Here is a 24,983-nt window from a genome sequence, read left to right on the forward strand (position 1 = left end):
TTCCCACTTCGGTGGGTTTTTTTATTTTCTGAATTTTAAATGTATTTTTGCAGCATTCTGTAATTTTCCAAGCATGAATATTAAACAATATTTAGATTCTACTTACTTAAAAACTGCTTCTCAGGCTGGTCTATCGGAATCGGAAAATGATATTGTGGTTAAACATGCCATCACAGAAGCTGTTAATGAGGGTTTTAAGCTGATTATGATTCGGCCGGAGTATGTAGCTTTAGCCAAAGAAATGATATTAAACGCTAATTCAAATTTGAATGTTGGAACAGTGATTGATTTTCCGGAAGGCAAATCAGATTTGGAAACAAAGATCAGACAAGCAAATGAAGCAATAGTAAATGGTGCAGATGATCTGGATTTCGTCTGTAACTATGAAGCTTTCAAAGATGGGAATGCTGAATTAGTAAAGCAAGAAGTTTTAATAGCCACGCAAATAGGACTGGCAAACAATAAAACAGTAAAATGGATTATTGAAACAGCAGCTTTAACCGAAAAAGAAATTATCCAGCTTTCGTCTTTGATAAAAAATGTTGTTATTTCGAATTTTAAAGAAGAAGATTATACTTCTGTTTTTGTGAAATCCTCAACCGGATTTTATAAAACTCCGGACGGTTCTCCAAATGGCGCTACAATTCCTGCAATAATTATGATGTTGGAAAATGCATCCCCGTTGCCGGTAAAAGCGGCCGGAGGAGTTAAATCGTACGAAGAAGCACTTGAAATGATTCGTTTAGGAGTTAAACGAATCGGAACTTCATCAGCAAAAGCAATTGCTAATGGAGAAAATACCTCAAATCAATACTAATGAAAATCAAAAATATTTTGAATAAAAGTTTTTTAACTTTCTGTCTGGCATTATTATCTTTATCTGTTTTTTCTCAGGAAACTAACAAATCTTCTGTTAAGTCCGGTTTTACTGCTGAACGCTTTCCTGTATTTCCTAATTGTGAAAATTTGGAGTCTGTAAATCTGGAAAATTGCTTTTATAAAGAGGTTCATGATTTTGTTTATAACAATTTTGAAGTTCCTGAAAATTTGAAACAAGCAAATTATAAAGGTGAAGTTAAGGTGCTTTTTGAAGTAGATGCAAACGGAGTCTTTAAGGTAATTTATGTTAATGCTACAAATGACGATCTCGGTAAAGAAGCTAAACGTGTTTTTGAAAAATTTCCAAATATAAAACCTTCGACTTATAATGGTGTCGCAACGTATTCTAAATATACCATTTCAATTGATGTTCCCTTAAAAAGCTCTGAGCAGATTGCCGCTGAAACACTGGCTGCTGCCGAAATTATAAAACCTATTGAAAAGCCAATGACTGAACTGGATAGTATTGTGTATAGAAAATACAATAATCCTGAATTCGAAAGTCATTTAAATATTCCTTTTTCTCATAGTTATTATGCACAGTTTGACGGTGCTATGAATCAGGTTGGGAGTAATAATCACACTGCTTCAAAACCTTATACTTATGCAGAAGTTTCAAAATACTATAATCTTAAAGTAGTAAATGAATCACTTCAGAAAAATGTCTCAACCTGGTTGGGAAGAAAATGGTGGAATGAAAATATGGTTCAGATTCAGGGCGAAGATTATTGGCTGTCTTTTAATCCAATAGTAGATTTGCAAATGGGTAAAGCATCAGATCTTGATGCCTCCTATACTTATGTTAACACACGTGCTATAAATTTTAGGGGAGGCCTGGGAAAGCAAATTAATTTCACAACTACAATTTTTGAAAGTCAGGGAAGGTTTGCAGGCTATTTTAATGATTATGCCAATTCTTTAAAGCCTTCAGGGGGAAATCCGGCAATCATTCCAGGCATGGGAATAGCAAAGCAGTTTAAAACTGATTCGTATGATTTTCCCTTAGCAGAGGCTAATATTTCCTATTCGCCAAGTAAATTTTTCGATTTTCATTTAGGTTATGGAAGAAATTTTATCGGTGACGGATACCGCTCATTACTGGAAAGTGACGGGGCTAGTCCGTATCCATATTTTAAAATTAACACCACTTTCTGGAAAATAAAATATACAAATACTTATATGTGGCTTAAGGATGTTCGTCCGGATGTTACAGTTGATAAAACGTATGCATCAAAGTATATGGCAAACCATTATCTGAGCTGGAATGTTTCAAATAAGCTCAATTTAGGTTTTTTTGAATCAGTAGTCTGGACAGATACCAATAACAGAGGCTTTGATGTGAATTTTGTTAATCCTGTCATATTTTATCGTTCTGTAGAATTTGCGTCTTCTTCCAGGAGTGGAAATGCGCTTTTAGGGATGTCTGCTAAATATAAATGGAATAATAATGTTAATTTGTATGGGCAATTATTGATAGATGAGTTTTCATTTGGTGATATTAAGGCAGGAGATAACAGCTGGAAGAATAAAATAGGTTATCAGTTAGGAGCTAAATATTTTAATGCTTTTAAAGTTAAAGATTTGCTTCTTCAGTTAGAATACAATCATGTTCGTCCGTATGTTTATTCGCATAGTGCGGTAATAACGAATTACGGGCATAATAATCAAAGTCTGGGTCATCAGTGGGGAGGGAATTTTGAAGAATTCGTTGCTATTGCACGTTATCATAAAGGACGTCTTTTTGCTGATGCAAAACTTACTGCCGGAAAAAGAGGTTTTGATTTTGATACCGCAGAAGATTCATTTAATTATGGAGGAAATATTTATAAAAGTTATGATGATAATCGTCCTTATGATTCTGGTGTAAAAGTAGGACAGGGAAATAAAACCAATATTTTTATTGCAGACATTCAGGGAGGGTATCTGATAAATCCAATGACGAATCTAAAGCTTTTCGGAAGTTTTATCTATAGGAATTTTGATCCAACACAAAATACGACAACTACTTTTAAGCAAAGTACAACCTGGTTTACAATAGGATTACGTTCTGATCTCTTTAACTGGTATTTTGATTATTAGTATTTAATAAGATTTTTTCGAGACAATTATGTTAAAGATTGGTAAGGGCTTATTTTGCAAAGGTTTTTATTGAAAAAATCTTATTTTATAGTTCAGAATTCTATAATCTAATTGTACATTTGCACCACTCAAAAAAACAGACAAATAATTACAGTATTGAACGCTACTAAAAATACAATTTCACTTAAATCAATATTTCTGGATTTCAAAGAGATTACCAAGGCTGGTTTGGCAATCAGTGTTTTGTTTTCTTCGATTGCCGGATATTTATTAGGTGTAAATAGTGATAATCCTTTTCAATGGAGTGTTTTGGCTGTTTTGATGGTTGGAGGTTATTGTATGATTGGAGCTTCCAATGCTTTTAATCAGGTAATCGAAAAAGAAATTGATTCGTTAATGGATCGTACCAAAAACCGACCTGTCCCTTCAGGCCGAATGTCTCCAAAAACAGCTTTGCTGGTTGCAAGTTTGCTTACAATTACAGGAATTGTCTTGTTGTATACCATAAATGCAAAGTCGGCAATGTTTGCTGCAATTTCAATATTTTTATATACAAGTATTTATACGCCTTTAAAAACCGTAACTTCTTTATCTGTTTTTGTTGGCGCTTTTCCCGGTGCGATTCCGTTTATGTTAGGATGGGTTGCTGCAACGGGAGAATTTGGAATAGAAGCCGGAACATTATTTTTGATTCAGTTTTTCTGGCAATTTCCTCATTTTTGGGCGATTGGCTGGTTTTTGTATGAAGATTATGAAAAGGCAGGAATCTTTATGCTGCCAACTGGGAAAAAAGATAAAGGAACGGCTTTGCAGGTTATTTTATATACAGTCTGGTTGATAATTGCCTCGTTATTACCAATGTTAGGATATACTGGACAATTGTTTTTAACACCAATCGCCGCAATATTAGTTTTTTTATTAGGACTCTGGATGTTGTTTTATGCAGTACGTTTATATCAGTCAAGAACTGCAAAATCGGCCAGAACTTTAATGCTGGTAAGCGTTTCGTATATTTCTTTATTGCAGATTGTATATATAGCAGATAAATTTTTAAGATAGTTATGGAAATGACAATGGAAATAAGTGAAGAACAAGCAAGAAAATCAAAATCGGCAAAACTGATTTTGTTATTTGCAATGGTAAGCATGACGATGATGTTTGCTGGCCTTACTAGTGCATTTGTAGTAAGTAAATCAAGAGCAGACTGGTTGAAGGATTTTCAGCTGCCATCTGCGTTTTATTACAGTACAGCTGTAATTATTGGATGTAGTATTGCTTTTCATTTGGCTAAAAAAGCTATTCAAAGAAACAAAAGAAGCGCTACTACAGGGTTTCTGCTTGCTACATTACTATTAGGTGTTTTATTCGTGGTTTTACAGTTTGAAGGATTTGGTCAGATTGTAAAAAGCGGATATTATTTTACAGGTAAAGGAAGTTCTATAACGACTACTTTTCTATATGTGGTAACGGTTACGCATTTATTGCACCTTGCAGGGGGATTAATTTCTCTTTTAATTGTAATTTATAATCATTTTAAACAAAAATACAATTCAACTCAAACTCTTGGTATAGAACTAGGTGCGATGTATTGGCACTTTCTGGACTTATTGTGGGTTTATTTATTTTTATTTTTATATTTCTTTAAATAAGAAAAAAACGTAAATTTGGGAACTTTTTAACGAATATCTTTTATGGAAGCGACAGTTAGTACTGCAAACAACAACGAAAAAACTTGGGGAGGCGGAGATGATATCCAGCCATTAGGAGCAAGTTACGGAAAAATGATGATGTGGTTTTTTATCGTATCAGATGCCTTAACATTCTCTGGATTTCTTGCTGCTTATGGTTTTTCGAGATTTAAATTTATAGAAACCTGGCCTTTGGCTGATGAAGTGTTTACTCACTTCCCATTTATGCATGGTGTTTCGGCTCCAATGTATTATGTGGCCTTAATGACTTTTATTTTGATTTTCTCATCTGTAACTATGGTTTTGGCTGTTGACGCTGGTCATCAGTTGAAAAAAACTAAGGTTGCAGTTTATATGTTCCTGACTATTATTGGAGGTTTAATTTTCGTGGGTTCTCAGGCCTGGGAATGGAAAAACTTCATTAAAGGAGAATACGGCGCTATTGAAACAGCAGGCGGAAGTTTGTTGCAGTTTGTTGATAAAGAGGGTAAAAGAGTTGCTCTTGCAGATTTTGCGGTAAAATTACCAGAACAAAGAGAAGCTTTGACAAGAAGTCATTCTTCATGGTTCATGGAAGATGCTGAAACACAGCCAACATTCACAGTTGCTGAAGTTCAGGCGGGGTTTGAAGCTCATCCTGAATTGTTGATAAGAACAGAACAGCTTACTGATAAAAAGAAAAAAACAGTTTTGTCAAGAACAGAATCTGAATCTCGTTTAAGTTCAGCGAAATATGTGGTAGAAGGAGCAAATTTAACAAGAAACGAATACGGAAGTAAATTATTTGCTGATTTCTTCTTCTTCATCACAGGATTCCACGGATTCCACGTATTTTCCGGAGTTATCATTAATATCATTATTTTCTTTAATGTATTGTTAGGAACTTACGAAAAGAGAAGAAGCTACGAAATGGTAGAGAAAGTTGGATTATACTGGCACTTTGTAGATTTAGTTTGGGTATTTGTATTTACAGTTTTCTACTTAGTTTAATTTTAGATTTTAATTATTATGTCACACGAGCACGTATCAAATACAAAAAGAATCTGGTTTGTTTTTGGATTATTATCAGCAGTAACTATAGTAGAAGTTATTCTTGGTATTTATAAACCAGCTTCATTAGAGTTTAATCATTTTATTGGTTTGAACTTATTAAACTGGATATTCTATATCTTGACAATATTCAAAGCTTATTATATTGTATGGGCATTTATGCACATGGAAGGTGAAAAAAGCAGTCTTAGATGGTCTGTTGTATCATCTGTTGTTTTCCTTGTTCTGTATTTATTGTTTATTCTCTTAACTGAAGGACATTATATTTATGGGGTTTTTAAAAATTCTATTATCAAATGGAATTTTTAACATGATATTAATTCGAAAAGAGTCCCGATAACATCGGGATTTTTTTATTTTTGTACCTCAATAATTTTCGCACTTACAATGAAAAAAAATATAGTTCTCTTTGTGCTTTTTGTTTTGCCAATTGTTGCCTATTTGTTTTTCGCTTCAGGCGTAAATAGTTTTACGACACTTCCTGTAATTACACCAAAAATCAGTGATTTTAGAAATTGGGAATCCCTAAATGGCAAAAAAATATCACTCGATAAAAAGATAACTATTCTGGGTTTTTCTGGGTCAGATATTTTAAGCAATCGAGGTAATTATTTTAATTTAAACGAAAAAATTTACAAGCGCTATAATGGTTTCGAAGACCTTCAGTTCGTAGTCTTATGTCCGCTTGGAACTGAAAAAGAAGCTCAGAAAATTGTAGATGCTTTGTCTCCTTTTACAGATGTAAAAAACTGGAATTTTGTTTTTGCATCAAACGAAGAAATCCGGAAATTTTATGATCAGTTACATTTAAAAGAAAAGCTGGATGAAAATCTGGGAACTTCAAATGTATTTATTGTTGATAAAGAAAGAAATTTAAGAGGAAGAAAAGATGATAAAGAGTATAAAGAAGGTTATAATACCTTTCATCCTTCTGAATTGAGCAATGAGATGCTGGATGACTTTAAGATTATTTTGTACGAATACCGTGCGGCTCTTAAAAAGAATCATAATGCCACTAAACAACTCTAAATTTCAATTATAATGTTTAAAAATAAATCATATATAGGAATTTCGTTTATCATTTTAATCTTCGGAATTTATGCTGTCCCTAAAATTGTTGACAGAATTAAAAATGGTGATGTAGTAAAAGGCAATCGTTTAGACAATGTAGAAGCAAAAGCTTCTAATTCTGACGCAAAGTTAGTGACCATTGGAAAAGCTCCAAAATTTGAGTTGACTAATCAGGATAACGTTAAGATTTCGAATGAAACCTACAAAGGAAAAGTATATGTTTTGGAATTTTTCTTTACAACCTGCCCTTCAATTTGCCCTAAAATGAACATGAGTATGCTGGAGATTGAAAAAACATTTTTTGGAAACCCTAATTTCGGAATTGTTTCTATTACGATTGATCCAGCTCATGATACGCCACAGGTTTTAAAAGATCATAGAAAATTGTTAGGTGTAAAATCTTCAAACTGGAATTTTTTAACCGGAGATAAAGCAACTATTATGGATTTATCAAATAAAGGGTTTAACCTTTATGCCGGTGAAAATGCCAAAGTAAATGGTGGTTTCGAACATTCAGGTTTATTTGCTCTTATTGATAAAGATGGAAATATTCGTTGTAGAAAGGATGAATTTGGAAACCCAATTTTGTATTATGACGGGTTAGATAAAAAAGGAGTAAGAGATATTCAGGAGGATATTAAAATATTATTAGAAGAATAAAAATGGAAGATCAGTCATTAGAAAAAAAATACAATAAATTTATTATTGCTGTTTCAATTGTAATTCCGGTTGTAGTTGCCATTTTATTTGGTGTTAAGCTTAAAGATTTTGGATATAATGTAGAGCCGCTTTCATTTTTGCCTCCAATATATGCAACCATAAACGGTTTTACAGCTATTGTTTTAGTTTTGGCTGTCATTGCAATTAAGAAAGGAAATCAGAAAGTACATGAACGTTTAATGACAACTGCGATTGCATTGTCAGTTGCATTTTTAGTAATGTATGTAGCCTATCATATGACGGCTGATTCGACAAAATTTGGTGGCGAAGGGATTGTCAGATATGTGTACTTGTTTATTTTGTTAACCCATATTTTATTGTCTATTGCCATTATTCCTTTAGTTTTAATTACTTATGTAAGGGCTTTGGCACAACGATTTGACAGACATAGAAAGATTGCTAAAATTACATTTCCGCTGTGGTTATATGTAGCCGTAACAGGTGTTGTGGTTTATTTAATGATTTCTCCTTATTATGCACACTAAAAAGAAAGATATTCAAACCTTAAATTCCAAATTTAAAACTTTTGTTTTTGGAATTTTCTTTTTCCTTATTGGAATTTCTTCAAACGCTCAGTGTGCGATGTGCCGTGCTGCGCTTTCAGGTGAATCAAATATTAAAAAAGCTGAAGCTGTAAATGACGGAATTGTTTATTTAATGGTGATTCCGTATTTGCTTGTGGCTATAATTGGAGTTTTGATCTATAAGATGTACCAATCAAAGAGTAAAAAGACCGAATAATTCCGGTCTTTTTTTTATTTTAAACCATCAACAGAAACATTTACTGTTCCGTTTATCTTGATAAATGCTATAATAGCCTGATTGGTTAATTGTATTTTATCGAACTGAATGTCTTCCATTTTGCCGTTAATAAAAACGCCTGGCATTGGGGAGTAATTTTTAAGATATGCAGCCATGGTTTTTTTACCTTCTTCTAAATTTGGCTGTATGGAATATCGGCAGCTTTCTTCCATTTTTTTCAGAATATAACCCTGAGCAAGCCAGTTTGCAGTTCGCATCAATTTACTTTTCGTATCTAAAACATAATCCAGTTTGTCAAAATAAATTTCCTTGGTCTTTGAATTGTATTGAGGGAATCCGTTTAAATAAATGGTTCCGTTTACAGACCCTAAAACATCAAGGGCAATCACCATTTTTCCGTCCTTATGCCAAATTTCAACGTTTTTTACGTTAACTTTTTTATTTCCGGATCCAAATTCCTGACCTGCAAAATTTTTAGTCATGATTTTTGAAGCGTCAACATAACTTGATATGGCAGCAATATTAGTTGTAATTTGATTTGGAATTTTGGTAACTGGTTTCAGAACAATTTTTGAAGCATTAAATTTAGATTCAGGTTGTTTTCCAATCACGGTTTCCATATTGCATTTCATTCCCATGTCTAGTAAAAAAGAATCGTTTTTAAGTTTTGCGTTTGTTGAATATACTTCAATAGGAGCAATTCTTAGCCAGCTCTCATATGTTTCATCCATTTGAAAAGGGGTACAGATTTTTTCTAAAGCAGATAAAACATTCGGTTTAAAATCCATTGCTTTTTCGATTGCCTCGTCTATACTTTTTTCAATTTTTGATTTGAACATTGAGATAGCCGGATTTGCCAAATAAGTGATGGGTATATTTTTCCCAAAAACAGTCATCGTTGGACTTTCCTTCCAGTCAAGAGATTTGAATTCTGTTTTAGTATTGAGTTTCCAGTTTGTCAAAGTGACTTCGCTTGATAAAGTGACGATGCCATTTAAATTGAATTCACGTGTATCATAAAGTTCTACACCCATTTTTTTAGTGCCAATCCTGTATTTGATGTTTGCTTTCAAAGGCAAAACAGTTTTTATCCTTTTATCTGCGTTTGCCGGATCATTTTGAATTTTTATTGGAGCCTGTTTCCAGATTTTTATTTCGATGTCGTCATCTTCAATATTGTTATCTTCGTAAATTAATCCGTTTAAAAAAACAGCGTTGGTTTGATTTTCAATATCTTTTAATTTTACTGTGACAGGTAAATTAATAAAAGACGGATTACTGTCATAAATTAGCGGACTTGCATCATCTGGTTCAGGTTTTAATGTGGCTAGTTTTTGAGAAGTAGAACAACTAATTAATAATGTTAAAGTTATGAAAGCAATCGAGAAAGGAATAAATTTCATTTGAAATATTTTTAGTGATGTAAAATTAAAAAAACAATTATATTCTTTGATAAATGTGTAACAATTAGTTAAGAATGTAGTCTTATTCTAAAAGTCAGGCAAAATTTATTAACTTTTTCTTACCATGAAATACGTAATTTAAATGTTATTATTGTCTTAAAATTCAGTGGTATTATGATTGAAATCAAAGATTTGCATAAATCCTATAAAATGGGAAATTCAGAATTGCATGTACTAAAAGGAATAAATTTTAATATAGAAGAAGGTGAGCTTGTTGCTATAATGGGGTCTTCGGGTTCAGGAAAATCTACGCTTCTGAATATTTTAGGTATTCTGGACGAAGCAGATTCTGGCAGCTATATCCTGGATAAAACCCCGATAAAAAAACTTAACGAAACAATTGCTTCAAGATATCGAAATAAATTTTTGGGATTTGTTTTTCAGTCTTTCAATTTAATAAATTATAAAACCGCTCTGGATAATGTGGCAATGCCATTGTACTATCAGGGTGTTAAAAGAAAAGAACGTTATGATATTGCGATGAAATATCTGGAGAAAGTCGGCCTCGGATCTCATTCCCACCACTTGCCAAATGAGCTTTCAGGAGGTCAGAAACAACGTGTTGCTATTGCAAGAGCCCTGGCATCAAACCCAAAAGTTTTATTGGCAGATGAGCCAACTGGTGCTTTAGATACAAAAACCTCATATGAAGTTATGGAACTTATTCAGGGAATTAATGACGAAGGGAAAACTATTTTGATTGTTACCCATGAACCTGATATTGCCGCAATGTGCAAAAGAAACGTAGTCCTGAAAGACGGATTAATCATTGATGATAAAAAAGTAGAACAAGTAAGGGCTTCAGCTTATGTTTAATATTGAGCGCTGGCAGGAAATATTCGAAGCAATCTCCAAAAACAAGTTAAGAACCTTCTTGACAGGGATTTCAGTAGCATCCGGAATTTTTATTTTAGTGATTTTACTTGGTGCGGGTAAAGGGCTTCAGAACGGAATTGAAAAGCAGTTTGAGAATGATGCAGAAGGGATAATTGAGGTCTGGTCTAATGTAACCACTAAAGAATACAAAGGATTAAATCCCGGCAGACAGATTCAGTTGAGAAATAGTGATTTCGAACTTCCTGTAAAAAAATATAATGACGAAATCAGTAAAAAATCATCCACCAGAAATACCTGGGGAGGAACGATAACTTACGGTAAAGAGTCTGGAAATTATCAGTTTAGAGGTGTTACGCCGGATTATTTGGACATTGAAAATGCTACTATTATCAAGGGGCGATTCTTAAACGATAATGATTTAAAAAATAATGAAAAAGTTGTTGCTATTGGTTTAAAAGTAAAGCAGGATTTGTTTAAAGAAGCTGACCCGATTGGCAAACAAATTTTAGTAAATGATGTGAATTTTAAAGTAATAGGTGTTTTTACTGATCCTTCAGGTGAAAGGGAAGAATCAAGGGTTTATATGCCAATGACTACCAATCAGCGCGCTTACGGGGCGGGGGATAAAATTAGCGGAATGATGTTCGTTTTAAATAAAAAAGCAAATTACGACGAAGCCTTAGCACAATCCAAAAAATTTACAGAAGGTGTAAAGGAGCTGTTGAAAAGTAAAAATATTATTGCCCCTAATGATGACAGCGCGATAGGAGTTTATAATTCGGTAGAAGAAGCAAAACAGTTTTATGATTTGAATCTTTTTATCAGACTGTTTTTTTGGTGGGTAGGAATCTGTACCATTATTGCCGGAGTAGTGGGAGTAAGTAATATTATGCTTATTGTTGTAAAAGAAAGAACAAAAGAAATTGGAATCAGAAAAGCGTTGGGAGCTTCTCCTTTTTCTATTATTTCAATGATTCTTCATGAATCTATTTTTATAACCACTATTGCAGGTTTTACAGGTTTATTGGCAAGTCTTCTATTATTGGAATTTGTTGGACCAATGGTTCAGAGTGAATATTTCAGAAATCCCGAAGTAGATTTTGGTGTCGCTTTAACAACACTTGTTTTGCTGGTATTTGCAGGGGCAATGGCTGGTTTTTTTCCGGCATACAGAGCTGCTAAAATAAAACCTATTGTAGCACTTAGAGACGAATAAATATGTTTAGTAAAGATAATTGGGATGAGATTTTGCAGGCTTTAACAGCCAATGTTTTCAGAACGGTACTAACGGCATTTGGGGTATTTTGGGGTATATTTATTTTGGTGATACTACTTGCTGCAGGAAATGGACTGGAAAACGGGGTAAAAAAAGGATTCGACGGAATAGCCACAAATACCATGTTTATGTGGAGCCAGACCACATCAAAAGCCTACAAAGGTCTGCCGAAAGTGCGTCGTTATGATTTTAGAAATAGTGATGTGGCTTCTTTAAGAGAAGCTTTTCCGGATTTATTATATGTTTCTCCACGAAATCAGTTAGGTGATTTTAACGGAACCAATAATGTAGTCAGAGGAACAAAAACTTCCGCATTTACCATTTATGGAGACTATCCTGAACTGATTAAGCAGCAGCCTATGGATATCATAAAAGGGCGTTTTATCAATCAGCAGGATATTCTTGAAAGAAGAAAAATAGCTGTCATTGGGAAGGGTGTTATTGCGGAGCTTTATGGAAAAGAAGAAGAAGCTGTAGGGACTTATGTAAAAATCAACGGAATTAATTTTATGGTCGTTGGAGTTTATAAATCAAAACAACAGGGCGGAAATGCAGAGCAGGAACAGAAAAATATTTTTATTCCTTTTACCACTTTTCAGCAGGCTTTTAATTATGGGGATAAGGTAGGCTGGATGGCGCTTACTGCAAAAGACGAAACCTCTATTACAGAGTTAAAACCAAAGATTTTAGAAAAAATAAAAGCACTTCATTCTGTAAATCCGGAAGATGATCGTGCCGTAGGGAACTTCGATTTGTATGAACAGTTTAATAAAGTGCAAAGTCTTTTTAATATATTAAAAATCATTGCCTATTTTGTAGGGACTTTGGTTTTAATTTCAGGTGTAATCGGGATATCCAATATTATGCTTATTGTGGTTAAGGAAAGAACAAAAGAAATTGGAATTCGAAGGGCTTTAGGGGCAACTCCCGGTGCTATAAGAGGACAGATTTTGTCAGAATCTATATTTTTGACAATCATTTCAGGAATGCTGGGAATTGCTGTAGCAACAGGGCTTATTGCTCTTTTAAATATGTTTTTGGATTCAATGCCTCCAAACAGCAATACCATGTTTGCAAATCCAAGTGTAGATTTGAGCGTAGTATTTGTGGCTTTATTGATACTTGTTGGCTCTGGATTACTGGCAGGATTTATACCTGCTCAGACTGCAATCAATGTAAAACCGGTGGATGCTTTACGGACAGAATAAAAATTATCAATCAAAAATATAATCGAATTAACAACAAACAAAATGAAAAAAGGAGTAACCGTAACCATTTTAATTTTTATTGCTATAGTTTTCTTTGGCGCACTTTACTATCTGTATGCTAAGAATCAGGAGTCGCCGGTTGTTTTTAAAACTGAAAAAGCTGAAATTAAAACGATTGTAAAAAATACGATTGCAACAGGAAATATCCAGCCGGATGAAGAGGTTCTGATCAAACCAAATATCTCGGGAATTATTGAATCTGTTTACATTAAAGCGGGTGAAAAAATCAAAGCAGGCGATATGATTGCGAAAATCAGGGTTGTTGCCAATGTATCTAACGTAAGCAGTACTCAAAATCAGGTTCAGACAGCTAAAATTGCTTTAGATAACCAGGAAAAATTATATCAGAGACAAAAAACATTATTTGAAAAAGATGTAATTTCTGCAAATGATTTTGATGCAGCGCAACTAGCTTATAAACAGGCAAAACAAAATTATCTGTCAGCAAAACAGAGTCTGGATATCGTAAAAACAGGAACTACATCATCATTAGGAAGTTATGCCAATACGCTGATTCGTTCTACCGTTAACGGGATGGTTTTAGATGTGCCTGTAAAGGTTGGGAATCAGGTTATTGAAAGTAATAATTTTAATGAAGGAACTACCATAGCAAGTGTTGCAGATGTTGGCAGAATGATTTTTGTTGGAAAGATTGATGAATCTGAAGTAGGTAAAATAAAAGAAAAAATGCCTATTGAAATTACAGTTGGAGCCATTGAAAACAAAAAATTTAATGCAGTTCTAACCTATATAGCGCCAAAGGGAGTAGTTGAAAATGGCGCTATTCAGTTTGAGATAAAAGCTTCTTTAGAAAACAGCGATGCAACTTTCATCAGAGCCGGTTTAAGTGCAAATGCTTCTATTATTTTAGAGAAAGCAGACAAAGTTTTGGCAATTAAAGAATCATTGGTTCAGTTTGATAAAAAAACTCAAAAGCCTTATGTTGAAATTGAAACAGCTCCTCAAAAGTTTCAAAGGAGAGATATAGTTCTGGGAGTAAGTGACGGAATTTACGTTCAGGTTAAAAGCGGTGTTAAATCTTCTGATAAAATTAAAATCTGGAATCAGGGATTAATCAATGAAGGAGAAGGCGAAAAAAAATAATTTGATTGCTTAAAAGTTTTTGGGTTTATAAAATGTTAAATTTGCATGGCTTTTTTGCTGTGCTTTCATTTCAAAATATATGAGAATAAATAAATATAATAGTTTTGTTTTTGCTCTACTGTCGGGATTAGGATTGTCTGCTCATGCACAAACAAAACAATGGACACTGGAAGAAGCTGTACGATACGCATTAGATCACAATATCACAATAAAACTATCAGAGTTAGATGTGAAAAATGCAGATATTGATAAATTAGGAGCTTTAGGAAGTTATCTTCCAACAGCAAACGGAAGTGCTTCACACTCCTGGAACATTGGTAGGAATGTGAATCCAGTTACAAATATTGCGAGTACACAAACAACACAATATACGTCGTTAGGAGTTAGTTCAAGTGTAGATATTTACAAAGGTCTGCAAAATCAAAATGCGTACAGAAGAGCGAAATTATCAATTATTGCCTCTAAGTATCAGTTATTAAAAATGCAGGAAGATATTTCGCTGAATGTAGCTAATGCATTTTTAGAGATTCTTGCTTTTAAAGAGAATGTTAAAGTAAGAAAAGAACAGCTTTTAATAGATGAAAAAAGATTAGCACGTTCTGAGGAGATGGTAAAAGCTGGGACAATTCCAAGAGGTGATTTGTTTGATCTTAAGGCTACAGTTGCAACGGATCAGCAGGCTATTGTTGTTGCTGAAAATAATTTACTGATTTCTAAATTGAGCTTAGCACAACTTTTGCAACTTAAAGAATTTGCTGATTTTGATGTAATTGATGATACTAATGTAAAAGATGAAAATAATATCATGGCACAAAGTCCAGCAGATATTTACGATAAAGCAAAAGAAACAAGAACAGAATTAAAATTGGCTCAAACCAACCTTGAGATTGCTGAAAAAGATGTAGCCATAGCAAAAGGGGCTTACCAACCGAGGCTTAGTGGTTTCTATTCTTTTCGTACAAGTGCCAGCTACAGTGATATTGTTACCGGAATTGATCCAATAACTAATGAACCAATTTACGGCGCTCCAGCTCCTGTTTTGGATCAGTTTAAAGACAATAGAGGACATAACTTTGGATTTGATTTGCAAATACCTATTTTCAACGGATTTTCAGTTAAAAATAATGTAGAACGAAATAAAGTCAGTTTAGAGAGATCTAAAATAGATCTTGAACAAAAAAGTTTAGATTTACAACGTAATGTTTACACTGCTTTTACAGACGCTAAAGGTGCGCTAAATACTTACGAATCATCAACCGTAACTTTGGAGGCCAGACAACAGGCCTATAATTTTGCTAAAGAAAAGTATGATGTAGGGTTAATGAATTCCTTTGATTTTACTCAGGCGCAGACATTGCTAACCAATGCGCAGTCAGATGTTATCAGGGCGAAATACGATTATATGTTCAAAATAAAGATACTTGAATTCTATTTCGGAATTCCAATTGTACCAATTATCAAAAATTAATTTATTATGTCAAAAAAAACAATTTATTTCTTAATTGGGGGTATGGTAATCATAATTGCAGCCTTAGTTGGACTATCGAAATCGGGAGTGATAGGAAATAAGGACGAAGGCAAAGAAGTAGAGATATCAAAAGTAATAGCTTCCACCATTGTCGAAACAGTTTCGGCTACAGGTAAAATCCAGCCGGAAATAGAAGTTAAAATAGCGCCGGAAGTTTCGGGTGAAATTATTTTATTGAATGTAAAAGAAGGTCAGGTTGTTAAAAAAGGAGATTTATTGGTAAAAATAAATCCGGATCTATATACTTCAAGTTATAATCGTTCAGTTTCAAATTTATCCGGAACTAAAGCAGGATTAACGCAGTCAGAAGCTAGTTTTAAAGAAGCAAAAGCGAATTACGACCGTAATAAAACCTTGTATGATAAAGGAGTTATTTCAAAATCGGACTGGGATAAAGCGATCGCTTCTTTTGAAGTGGCTAAAGCTACAAGACAAAGTTCTTATTATAATGTTCAGAGTGCTTCTGCATCTGTAAATGAAGCAAAAGATAACTTAGGACGTACTACGATTTATTCTCCTGCAGATGGAACTATTTCGGTATTAAATGTTGAGTTGGGAGAGCGTGTTTTAGGAACGCAGCAAATGGCCGGAACCGAACTTTTAAGAGTAGCAAACCTTAATAATATGGAGGTTGAAGTTGATGTTAATGAAAATGATATAGTAAAAATAAAGATTGGCGACCAAGCGAATGTTGAAGTTGACGCTTATTTAAAAAAGAAGTTTAAAGGAATTGTGACGAGTATTTCGAACTCTGCCAGCAATACTTTAACATCAGATCAGGTGACTAATTTTAAGGTGAAAGTTCGTATTTTGAAAGAATCGTATCAGGATTTATTAGAAGGAAAACCAGCTTCATATTCGCCATTTAGACCAGGAATGACCGCAACGGTTGATATTATTACGACAACAAAAACCAATGTGTTGGCAGTGCCTATTAGTTCTGTTGTTGTAAAATCGGATACTGCAGAAGTGAAAGATTTTAAAGTTGAAGATCCAAACCAGGATAAAAAAACAGTACCGAAAAGCGATAAAAAATTCGAGTGCGTTTTTGTAAAAGTGGGAGATAAGGCAAAAATCAGAATTATCAAAACCGGAATTCAGGATGATACTAACATCGAAGTAATGTCTGGATTAAAACCTGGAGATGTTGTTATTACGGGACCTTACACTACTGTCTCAAAAGAGTTAAATTCAGGAGATAAAGTAAAGCTTAAAAAAGGGGAAACTCAAAAGAAATAATTCGTCATAAATTAACTTTTAAATAAAACATTTTGTCTTTTATTCTCAATATCGAAACCGCTACCAAAAATTGTTCAGTAGCAATTGCTAAAAACGGCAAAACCATTGTATGCAGGGAAATTGCGGAAGAAGGTTATTCACATGCCGAAAAACTGCATGTTTTTATTGAAGAAATAATTGCTGAATCAGGAATTTCTGTTCATGATTTAGCAGCTGTAGCCGTAAGTCAGGGACCAGGTTCTTATACAGGGCTCCGGATTGGAGTTTCAGCAGCAAAGGGATTGTGTTTTGCATTGAATATTCCATTGATTGCAGTTGATACTTTACAGACTCTGGCATCTCAGGCTAAAGTTTCTGATGGAAAAATAATTCCAATGCTGGATGCCCGAAGAATGGAAGTTTACAGTGCAATTTTTAGTGCTGACTTAAAAACTGAAAGATCAATTCTGGCAGAGGTAATTGATGAAAATTCATTCAATGATTTTACAGAAACTTTATATTTTGTTGGTGACTGTGCAGAAAAATGCAAGACAGTTCTAACTAAAGAGAATTTTGTGTTTTTAGAAAATGTCAAATATCCTTCAGCTGGTGCAATGAGTAAAATCAGTTACGATAAATATCAAAAAAGCGACACAGTAGATGTCGCTTATTTTGAACCTTATTATTTAAAAGATTTTATGATTGCTCCTCCAAAAAAGCAATAAATTTATTTCTATTTCTGAAGTGTATATGGCTGAATGGCAATCCCGGCTTCATCTAATGCTGTTTTGCAGTTCTCTAATGTTTCAGAAAAAACGGCACCATAGTTTTCGTTTTTTGCCCAAGGGCGTACCGCAAATTCTACAGAACTTGCGGTTAAATTTTTCACAAACACTTCAGGTGCCGGGGTTTTAAGGACTTTTGGGTTCTTAATTAAAGCATCCAATAATATGTCTTTTGTTTTTTTGATATCTGAATCATAAGAAACTGCAAAAGTCAAATCGGCTTTTCGTTCCCCCTGCATTGAATAATTAATAATATTTCCATTCGATAAGGCTCCATTAGGTACAAAAACCGTTTGATTATTGCCTGTGACTAATTTGGTAACGAAAATCTGAATTTCGACAACTGTTGCAATGACACCCTGTGCTTCGATTGTGTCACCTACTTTAAAAGGCTTAAAAAGTATAATCAGCATGCCACCGGCAAAGTTTGAAAGTGAACCCTGCAATGATAAACCCACAGCCAAACCCATTGCTCCCAAAATAGCAACAAATGACGAGGTAGGTACTCCTAGATTTGAAATCACTGTTACAAATAATAAAATACGTAGAGCCCAAAGTAATATATCAGCGAGAAATTTAGATAAAGTTGGGTCTAAATTTCTTTTGACCATTACTTTTCTGATAATCCTGTTTGTTAATCTGATAGCATAAAGACCGATAAATAAAATTAAAAAAGCAGAGATTAATTTAGGGGAATAATCAAGTAATAAGTCAATAAACCGGTTAGCGTAATTACTGAGTTGTTCTGGGTTAACGTTCATGATTTTAAAATAAAAAACCTTCTCATTGAGAAGGTGTATTAGTTTTGCAAATATAAAGATTTGCTATAAAAATAAATAAGTTTTTAATCGTTATCAGTTGACGTTACTGCTTTTTCACTTATATCCACTACAGTATCATAAACTAGTGGTTTTGTATCGTCCGTTTCAGAATTTATTTCTTTTACAGAATCGATAATGTCATTTATAATATCTTTGGCATGGTTTGTAAACTCAACAGCATCTTCCAATATCGGTTCAGAGACTTCTTTGACCTTATTTAAAGTTTCTTCTACAAAGTTTTCTGTTTTCTCAATATGTTTATTTTCCGAAGTATGCTGATCGGCGTTAGCTTTTGCAGCTGGCGTTTCCTGAGTTTTGCCGAATAAATTTTTAAAAAACGATGATAATCCCATACGCAAAGTTTATGAAGTTAAAATACAATATTAAGTATTTTGACTTTAGCTTTTATTATATTTTGATAAAATGTTGAGAGTGAGTATGAAGCAGGAATAAAAAAAACGCCTCATGGGCGTTTTTAATTGTATCGATATTTGTTTTTTTATGCATTTAATGCATCAACAGTAATCTGCTCATCATTCAGCATACTTTTCAGCATGTTTTCAATGCCGCTTTTTAAAGTAAATGTTGAAGATGGACAGCCGCTGCAGGCTCCCTGTAAAATTACCTTTACTACTTTATTGTCTTCATTATAAGAATCAAAAGCAATGTTTCCGCCATCAGCAGCAACAGCAGGTTTTACATATTCCTCCAGTATATTAATGATTTGTTGCGAAGTTACATCTAACTTGTCAAAAGCCTCATCTTTGGTTATGTCATTTTTAGCGGTAGCTTCAATTAAACTTTCATCTAAAACTGTTCCGCCATTTTCAATGAATTGTTTGATGAAAGTTCTTAATTCTAATGTGATTTCAGACCAGTCGTTAATTTCATACTTGGTTACCGAGATGTAATTTTCATCAATAAATATCTCTTTTACATAAGGGAATTTAAATAATTCCTGAGCTAATGGAGAAGAAGCTGTCTGGTCGATATTTTTATATTCAACAGCATTTTTAGTCAGCATTCTGCTTACAACAAATTTTAAGGCAGCCGGATTAGGAGTTGTTTCTCCGTACACGGTTATTGGCTGTTTTTTGGGCTTGTTTTCATCTATGTTAATGATGGTACCACCTTTATTTACAAAAGCTTCAATTTGTTCGGCAACTGCATCCTGGACATCTTCCCATTCTACGATGCTGAATCTTTCAACAGCAATAAAATTTCCTGAAATGTAAACTGTTTTTACAAAAGGAAGATAAAAAAGCTGCTGGGCTAATGGTGATGATTTTGCTTCATCTATGTTTTTAAATTCAAAATTTTGATTCTGAGTAATGAAATCATCAAACTCAAACTTTATGATGGTAGGATTTTGTGTTTCTTTTATAGTGATTTTTGCCATGTCTTTATATTTTTTGTAAATTTAATAAAGTTATCTTCTACTAAAAGCTATATTTGATTTTTTAATAAAATAATTAGGTTTCTTTTTGTAATCAATCTTGTTAAAATTGAAAAAGCATCTAAATAAGTTACTTTCATGGAATTGAAAATCAGAATCTTGTTTATTTTTACAATTGTTTCATTCTATTCTTATTCACAAGAAGGAATTCCGGTTTATTCTGACTATTTATCAGATAACTATTACTTGATTCATCCCTCTATGGCAGGCGCAGCAAATTGTGCCAAAATAAGACTGACAGCCAGAAAACAATGGTTTGGTCAGGATGATGCTCCTTCTTTACAGACATTAAGTTTCAACGGTAGGATTGGCGAAAGATCAGGTGGAGGAATTATTGTTTTTAATGATAAAAACGGTTATCATTCACAAAAGGGAGTGAAACTTACTTACGCTCATCATATTATGTTTTCAAGGAGCGAACTGGATTTGAATCAGCTTTCTTTTGGTATAAGCGGAGGTTTTATTCAGAGTCAGCTGGATGAAACTTCATTTGGCGGAACTTTTGATCCTATTGTTTTTGGATCAATACAAAACGATTCTTATTTCAATGTTGATGTTGGAGCTTCGTATAATTTTTTGGATTTTTATGCTCATTTAACTGTTCAGGGACTTATAGAAACCAGAAGGCAGCTATATACGGATTATGAGAGTGATAATTTGAGAAAGTTTCTTTTGAGTGCAGGATATGTTTTTGGAAAAAGAGAAAATATTACCTGGGAGCCATCAATTTTATTTCAGTATTTTGATCAGACGAAAGAAAAATCGATTGACCTGAATTTAAAAGCCTACAAAAATATGGACTTCGGAAGTATATGGGCAGCATTGTCTTACAGAAGAAGTTTTGATGGCGCGCGTTATAGCGAAGAAACCGGAGTGGGAGACCAAAAATTACAGTATATAACCCCGATCATTGGTCTTAACTACAAAAAATTTATGTTTGCTTATACGTATTCAAATGTTACAGGAGATGTGAAATTTGATACAGGAGGTTATCACCAGATAACTTTAGGAATAAACTTATTTTGTAAGAGGGAGCGTTACGACTGTAGTTGCCCTGCTGTTAATTAAATATAGAAATAGAATATCATGTTGATAAAATCCGTAAACGGGAAATTTCCTGAAATTCCCGATGATTGTTATGTGGCTGAAAATGCTACTATTGTTGGAGATGTATCTTTTGGCGATTCATGCAGTGTATGGTTTAATGCTGTGATTCGCGGGGATGTCAATTTTATCAAAATTGGCAATAAAGTGAATATTCAGGACGGAGCGATTATTCATTGCACGTATCAAAAGCATCCTACAATTATTGGCAATAACGTATCGATAGGACATAATGCTATTGTTCATGGCTGCACCATTCAGGATAACGTTTTAATCGGAATGGGCGCTATCGTAATGGACAATTGTGTGGTAGAAAGCAATTCGATTATTGCAGCCGGAGCGGTTGTAACACAAAATACAGTTGTAGCTTCAGGAAGTATTTATGCAGGTGTTCCTGCCAAAAAAGTGAAAGATATTGATCAGTCGGATTTTGCGGGAGAAATCGAGCGTATCTCTAATAATTACGTGATGTATTCAGGCTGGTTTAAAGAATAATGTAGAATATAAAAAGGCAATATTTTAAGTTCCAAATTCCAATTTAGTTCGAATACTATTAGAATTTGGATTTTTTATTTGAAAGCAAATTATATATTGATTCTTTCGAAAAAAGCATTTTTATAGCTTTCACTAATCGGAATTCGTTTATCATTAATCAGCACCTTATTTTTTTGTATCGATTTTACATGCTTGATGTTGATGATATATGATCTGTGAATTCTTGAGAATCCTTTGCTGAAAAGTAAATTTTCTAATTTGATCAGACTAATCAGGGTCAGGGTAAATTTATTGTCTGTTGTGTAAATTTTTACGTAATCTTTTAACCCTTCAATAAATAAAATATCTGAGAAATTCATTTTCACATTTTCATATTCTGCTCTTACAAACATAAAATCCTGTTCTAATTCAGGAATTGTTGTACTTTCTGAAATTGTATTAACAGTACCCGCTACGGGAATTAAAATCTGTTGTGCCCTGAGTACAGCTTTTAGAAATCGGTGAAACGGAATTGGCTTTACCAGATAATCTACTGCTCCAAGATTAAAACCTTCGACTGCATAATCAGAATAGGCTGTTGTGAAAATAATCAAAGGTTTTTTTTCGATAGTATTCAAAAATTCAATTCCGGAGAAATGAGGCATCTGAATATCAAGGAAAATTAAATCTACATTGTTTTGGTTAATAAAAGCAACCGCATCAATAGCATTGTTGAAAGTGCTTATTAATTCTAATGAATCAATTTTGCTGACAAAATCTTTTAGCAAATCTACCGCTAAAGGTTCATCGTCTATAATTACACATTTCATGTCTTGTAGATTTAAGTTTTAATAATTGATTGTGTCAAAAGTAGCTTTAAACGAAAGACTTACATTTTAAAAATTAGTTAAAATATGAGTAAGCTTATTTGTTTAAAACTTGTTTTTAATGAATCTCAGTTTGAATTTTATCTAATTTTAAATTTAAGTGCACACGATAATATTGATTGTCTTGTTTAATTGTCAATTCATGTGCGTTCGGGTATAATAAATCCAGTCTGTTTTGAATGTTTGCTAATCCAATACCTGAGTTTTCCGGATCTTTTACATAGTTTTCGATGGTGTTTTCAATCCAGAAATCGAGACTGTTTTCCAGTATAAAAACCTTAATTTTTACGTACGCAGCACCCTTGTAATCAGTTCCGTATTTGAATGCATTTTCAACAAATGAAATTAATAATAAAGGCTCTATAAATTTATTTCGGGTATCACCATGAACATTAATGACAATGTTTTCAATATTATTTAGCCTCAGTTTTTGTAATTCTATATAATTCTGAATATAGTCAATTTCTTTTTCTAAAGCCACCGTTTTATTGTCCGTTTCATACAGCATATACCGCATTAATTCTGATAATGTAACGATGGCATCAGGAACCAAATCAGATTTTTTATGAGCTAGGGAATAAATACTGTTAAGTGAATTAAACAGGAAATGTGGATTTGTCTGTTTTCTTAAGTAATTCAATTCTGTATTTGTTCTGTGTGTTTCGGCTATTAACTTGTTTTGCTGATTTTGATAGAATTCAGTTAATGTTCTGACAATGGCACTAATGGCTGTAATCAAAAGATAGAAAAAGGAAGGGCCTATTTTAAAAAAAAGAGGCTGTTTGAGTATACGCACTTTCATTCTTTCCTCCTTTATAAACATTTTGGCTTCTTCAGGCAGCATTTTTGGAGGCATCATGTTTGGTGTCCGCAAATGATTAAATTCCGGAATAAAATAATTTATTCGGATTATCATAAAAAGTAAAATCAAAGCAAGTACAAAAACAAAATAGAGCCAGTATTTTTTTTCTAAAAGTAAAGCAGGTACCAGATAAAAATAGTTGAGGTAGAATAAAACAATTCCGGTTCCCCATTGTACATAAAAATCATTGTTGATTCTAAAAGGACTTTCATAAAACTGAATCAATGATGTCAATATAAAGAAAGTCCATATAGTAACATGGAATAAAATTTTATTTGAATTTGTATTTTTAAGGGCACCGATGTTCATTTACATTTTTATTTTTAATAAAATTAAATCATTTTTGGTTACCGATGGTGATATGCTTTGATTCAGTTTTTTTACCACTAAACCGGCTACTTTTAATGCATCATCCTCAGAGCTGAAACTTTTAGTTTCACTAATAACCGGAATAATGGTCTGCTTAATTAGAATTTTATCTTTATAAGAAATTGTATATCCCCAGCCGGATGTAGTTTTAATTGATTCTGCCTGAAGTATTTCTTTTTTTGAACAAGTTGTAAACGGCAGGAAAAGTAGAATAAAAAGTAAATTCTTCCGGAAAGCTTTCCGGAAGAATTTAGTTATAGTACTGTTAATTATCATCGTCATTTTGTGCTTCAAATGGTTTAAATTCCCATGAGTCATCAAAATAAGTAGAGCCTATTCTGCCCAGCATTAAAAAACCTCTGTTATTGATTGCAAAACCTACAGCATCTGTTCTTGCCGCTCCTTCAAGAGCCGTTCTTTCTACCCATAAGTCAGTTGAAGGATTGTATTCCCAAACAGTTTTGATCCCTTCGCCGCCTACAACATAACCCAGTCCGTTTAAGCTGAAACTGGATGCATTTGTACGTGTAATTGCATAGTCATCGTTCCAGCTATAATCATCATCATCATCCTGATCAATATCCCGTAGTCTTGTCCACACTTCAGTTTCAGGATTAAATTCCCAAAAATCTTCCTGGTTTACCCCATTATTTACCCCGGTTCCAAGATAAGCTCTATCATTGATTACAAAAACGGTAGCATTACGTCTTTTGTTTCCACTAAACCCGCTGACCAATGTCCAGGTATTAACTGTGTCATCATATTGATAAAAATCTTTTAGATAATTTCCATCATAACCTGTTCCAAAATACGCTTTGCCGCCTACCTGAAAACCTAATGCACCGTAACGTGCCGTTCCTCCAAAATCAGTTTTTTTCGTCCATGAATTACTGACCGGATCGTACTGATAGAAATCTTTCAGTTTATTGGTGCCGTCATATCCAAGACCAATGTAACCTTTGCCGTTGAGTTCAAAACTTGAAGCAGAACTTCTGCCGGTTCCTGTAAAATCAGCTTTTTGTTCCCAGTAATCACCATTTGAATTATAAGCCCATAAGTCTTTTAAATATTCATCTCCTGTATAACCTGTCGTAACATAAGCATAATCCCCGATTACAAAACTGGCTGCACTGGATCTGGCCGGACCATCAAATGCAGATTTTTTAATCCAGTTACCTATTAATTCATCATCTTCATCATCGTTGCTGCAGCCTGTAAAAAAAAGGCCTGATAACAGAGTCGCGAATAATATCCCTTTTTTTAAATTATTCATAGTTTTAAA

At 33.6% G+C, this 24,983-nt stretch carries 27 protein-coding genes; 19 read left to right on the forward strand and 8 right to left on the reverse strand.

Going from position 1 to position 24,983, the window contains the following annotated elements:
• Positions 1-73: 73 nt before the first annotated feature.
• The 10 genes from deoC (at position 74) to GXM17_RS04465 (ending at position 8,228) form a co-directional block, all read left to right on the forward strand.
• Positions 74-817, forward strand: a complete 744-nt coding sequence (gene deoC / locus GXM17_RS04420; RefSeq protein WP_163398076.1) for a deoxyribose-phosphate aldolase — start codon at positions 74-76, stop codon at positions 815-817.
• On the forward strand, positions 817-2,958 hold the full coding sequence (locus GXM17_RS04425; protein ID WP_163398077.1) for an energy transducer TonB: 2,142 nt from the start codon (positions 817-819) through the stop codon (positions 2,956-2,958). Before deoC ends, GXM17_RS04425 begins: the two co-directional genes overlap by 1 nt.
• 156 nt (positions 2,959-3,114) lie before the next feature.
• Complete coding sequence (cyoE, locus tag GXM17_RS04430; RefSeq protein WP_208796414.1) at positions 3,115-4,017, forward strand: heme o synthase; 903 nt, start codon at positions 3,115-3,117, stop codon at positions 4,015-4,017.
• A gap of 2 nt (positions 4,018-4,019) precedes the next feature.
• Positions 4,020-4,607, forward strand: coding sequence for a cytochrome c oxidase subunit 3 (locus GXM17_RS04435; RefSeq protein ID WP_163398078.1), 588 nt, complete (start codon positions 4,020-4,022; stop codon positions 4,605-4,607).
• 42 nt (positions 4,608-4,649) lie between these two features.
• On the forward strand, positions 4,650-5,636 hold the full coding sequence (locus GXM17_RS04440; RefSeq protein WP_163398079.1) for a cytochrome c oxidase subunit 3: 987 nt from the start codon (positions 4,650-4,652) through the stop codon (positions 5,634-5,636).
• An 18-nt stretch (positions 5,637-5,654) separates the two neighbouring features.
• A complete protein-coding gene (locus GXM17_RS04445) occupies positions 5,655-6,005 on the forward strand; it encodes a cytochrome C oxidase subunit IV family protein (protein ID WP_163398080.1) in 351 nt (116 codons plus the stop codon).
• A 78-nt stretch (positions 6,006-6,083) separates the two neighbouring features.
• Positions 6,084-6,725 (forward strand): hypothetical protein, encoded by a 642-nt coding sequence (locus GXM17_RS04450; protein WP_163398081.1) that lies wholly within the window; start codon positions 6,084-6,086, stop codon positions 6,723-6,725.
• Positions 6,726-6,737: 12 nt separating this feature from the next.
• Positions 6,738-7,427: an SCO family protein gene (locus GXM17_RS04455; protein WP_163398082.1), complete on the forward strand. Its 690-nt coding sequence runs from the start codon at positions 6,738-6,740 to the stop codon at positions 7,425-7,427.
• Between the two features lie 2 nt (positions 7,428-7,429).
• On the forward strand, positions 7,430-7,972 hold the full coding sequence (locus GXM17_RS04460) for a DUF420 domain-containing protein (RefSeq protein WP_163398083.1): 543 nt from the start codon (positions 7,430-7,432) through the stop codon (positions 7,970-7,972).
• Positions 7,962-8,228 carry a hypothetical protein gene (locus GXM17_RS04465; protein ID WP_163398084.1) on the forward strand — a complete coding sequence of 89 codons (267 nt, stop codon included), beginning with the start codon at positions 7,962-7,964 and terminating at the stop codon, positions 8,226-8,228. The genes GXM17_RS04460 and GXM17_RS04465 overlap by 11 nt, the downstream gene beginning before the upstream one ends.
• 14 nt (positions 8,229-8,242) lie before the next feature.
• Here GXM17_RS04465 and GXM17_RS04470 read toward each other — a convergent pair whose 3' ends face one another.
• Positions 8,243-9,652 (reverse strand): DUF4403 family protein, encoded by a 1,410-nt coding sequence (locus GXM17_RS04470; RefSeq protein WP_163398085.1) that lies wholly within the window; start codon positions 9,650-9,652, stop codon positions 8,243-8,245.
• A gap of 174 nt (positions 9,653-9,826) precedes the next feature.
• On the opposite strand from GXM17_RS04470, the gene GXM17_RS04475 reads away from it, so the two are divergent.
• The 7 genes from GXM17_RS04475 (at position 9,827) to tsaB (ending at position 17,668) form a co-directional block, all read left to right on the forward strand.
• Positions 9,827-10,528: an ABC transporter ATP-binding protein gene (locus tag GXM17_RS04475; RefSeq protein WP_163398086.1), complete on the forward strand. Its 702-nt coding sequence runs from the start codon at positions 9,827-9,829 to the stop codon at positions 10,526-10,528.
• On the forward strand, positions 10,521-11,765 hold the full coding sequence (locus tag GXM17_RS04480; protein ID WP_163398087.1) for an ABC transporter permease: 1,245 nt from the start codon (positions 10,521-10,523) through the stop codon (positions 11,763-11,765). Before GXM17_RS04475 ends, GXM17_RS04480 begins: the two co-directional genes overlap by 8 nt.
• A gap of 2 nt (positions 11,766-11,767) precedes the next feature.
• Complete coding sequence (locus GXM17_RS04485) at positions 11,768-13,033, forward strand: ABC transporter permease (protein ID WP_163398088.1); 1,266 nt, start codon at positions 11,768-11,770, stop codon at positions 13,031-13,033.
• Positions 13,034-13,075: 42 nt separating this feature from the next.
• Entirely contained in the window at positions 13,076-14,197 is a 1,122-nt protein-coding gene (locus tag GXM17_RS04490; RefSeq protein WP_163398089.1) for an efflux RND transporter periplasmic adaptor subunit, read from the forward strand.
• 79 nt (positions 14,198-14,276) lie between these two features.
• On the forward strand, positions 14,277-15,665 hold the full coding sequence (locus GXM17_RS04495; protein ID WP_163398090.1) for a TolC family protein: 1,389 nt from the start codon (positions 14,277-14,279) through the stop codon (positions 15,663-15,665).
• A gap of 6 nt (positions 15,666-15,671) precedes the next feature.
• Positions 15,672-16,964, forward strand: coding sequence for an efflux RND transporter periplasmic adaptor subunit (locus tag GXM17_RS04500; protein ID WP_163398091.1), 1,293 nt, complete (start codon positions 15,672-15,674; stop codon positions 16,962-16,964).
• A gap of 32 nt (positions 16,965-16,996) precedes the next feature.
• The gene (gene tsaB / locus GXM17_RS04505) at positions 16,997-17,668 is read left to right on the forward strand and encodes a tRNA (adenosine(37)-N6)-threonylcarbamoyltransferase complex dimerization subunit type 1 TsaB (RefSeq protein WP_163398092.1); all 672 of its coding nucleotides are present in this window, start codon (positions 16,997-16,999) and stop codon (positions 17,666-17,668) included.
• Between the two features lie 8 nt (positions 17,669-17,676).
• Here the strand turns inward: tsaB and GXM17_RS04510 are convergent, their stop codons facing one another.
• The 3 genes from GXM17_RS04510 to GXM17_RS04520 all read right to left on the reverse strand — a co-directional run bounded on the left by GXM17_RS04510 (position 17,677) and on the right by GXM17_RS04520 (position 19,948).
• The gene (locus tag GXM17_RS04510) at positions 17,677-18,489 is read right to left on the reverse strand and encodes a mechanosensitive ion channel family protein (protein ID WP_163398093.1); all 813 of its coding nucleotides are present in this window, start codon (positions 18,487-18,489) and stop codon (positions 17,677-17,679) included.
• Between the two features lie 83 nt (positions 18,490-18,572).
• Positions 18,573-18,902, reverse strand: a complete 330-nt coding sequence (locus GXM17_RS04515; protein WP_163398094.1) for a YtxH domain-containing protein — start codon at positions 18,900-18,902, stop codon at positions 18,573-18,575.
• A gap of 146 nt (positions 18,903-19,048) precedes the next feature.
• Positions 19,049-19,948, reverse strand: a complete 900-nt coding sequence (locus GXM17_RS04520) for a NifU family protein (protein WP_163398095.1) — start codon at positions 19,946-19,948, stop codon at positions 19,049-19,051.
• Positions 19,949-20,083: 135 nt separating this feature from the next.
• Between GXM17_RS04520 and GXM17_RS04525 the strand changes: the two genes are divergently transcribed.
• Positions 20,084-21,073 carry a PorP/SprF family type IX secretion system membrane protein gene (locus GXM17_RS04525; protein ID WP_163398096.1) on the forward strand — a complete coding sequence of 330 codons (990 nt, stop codon included), beginning with the start codon at positions 20,084-20,086 and terminating at the stop codon, positions 21,071-21,073.
• Positions 21,074-21,091: 18 nt separating this feature from the next.
• Complete coding sequence (locus GXM17_RS04530) at positions 21,092-21,604, forward strand: gamma carbonic anhydrase family protein (protein ID WP_163398097.1); 513 nt, start codon at positions 21,092-21,094, stop codon at positions 21,602-21,604.
• Between the two features lie 89 nt (positions 21,605-21,693).
• Here the strand turns inward: GXM17_RS04530 and GXM17_RS04535 are convergent, their stop codons facing one another.
• The 4 genes from GXM17_RS04535 to GXM17_RS04550 all read right to left on the reverse strand — a co-directional run bounded on the left by GXM17_RS04535 (position 21,694) and on the right by GXM17_RS04550 (position 24,974).
• Positions 21,694-22,413 carry a LytR/AlgR family response regulator transcription factor gene (locus GXM17_RS04535; protein WP_163398098.1) on the reverse strand — a complete coding sequence of 240 codons (720 nt, stop codon included), beginning with the start codon at positions 22,411-22,413 and terminating at the stop codon, positions 21,694-21,696.
• 115 nt (positions 22,414-22,528) lie between these two features.
• Positions 22,529-23,641: a sensor histidine kinase gene (locus GXM17_RS04540; protein WP_163398099.1), complete on the reverse strand. Its 1,113-nt coding sequence runs from the start codon at positions 23,639-23,641 to the stop codon at positions 22,529-22,531.
• Positions 23,642-23,983, reverse strand: a complete 342-nt coding sequence (locus GXM17_RS04545; protein WP_244307338.1) for a DUF4907 domain-containing protein — start codon at positions 23,981-23,983, stop codon at positions 23,642-23,644. It abuts the gene before it with no gap.
• Positions 23,967-24,974 (reverse strand): Kelch repeat-containing protein, encoded by a 1,008-nt coding sequence (locus GXM17_RS04550; RefSeq protein ID WP_163398100.1) that lies wholly within the window; start codon positions 24,972-24,974, stop codon positions 23,967-23,969. The genes GXM17_RS04545 and GXM17_RS04550 overlap by 17 nt, the downstream gene beginning before the upstream one ends.
• Positions 24,975-24,983: the final 9 nt, after the last annotated feature.

The sequence above is a fragment of the Flavobacterium fluviatile genome (assembly GCF_010645065.1).
GTDB lineage: Bacteria > Bacteroidota > Bacteroidia > Flavobacteriales > Flavobacteriaceae > Flavobacterium > Flavobacterium fluviatile.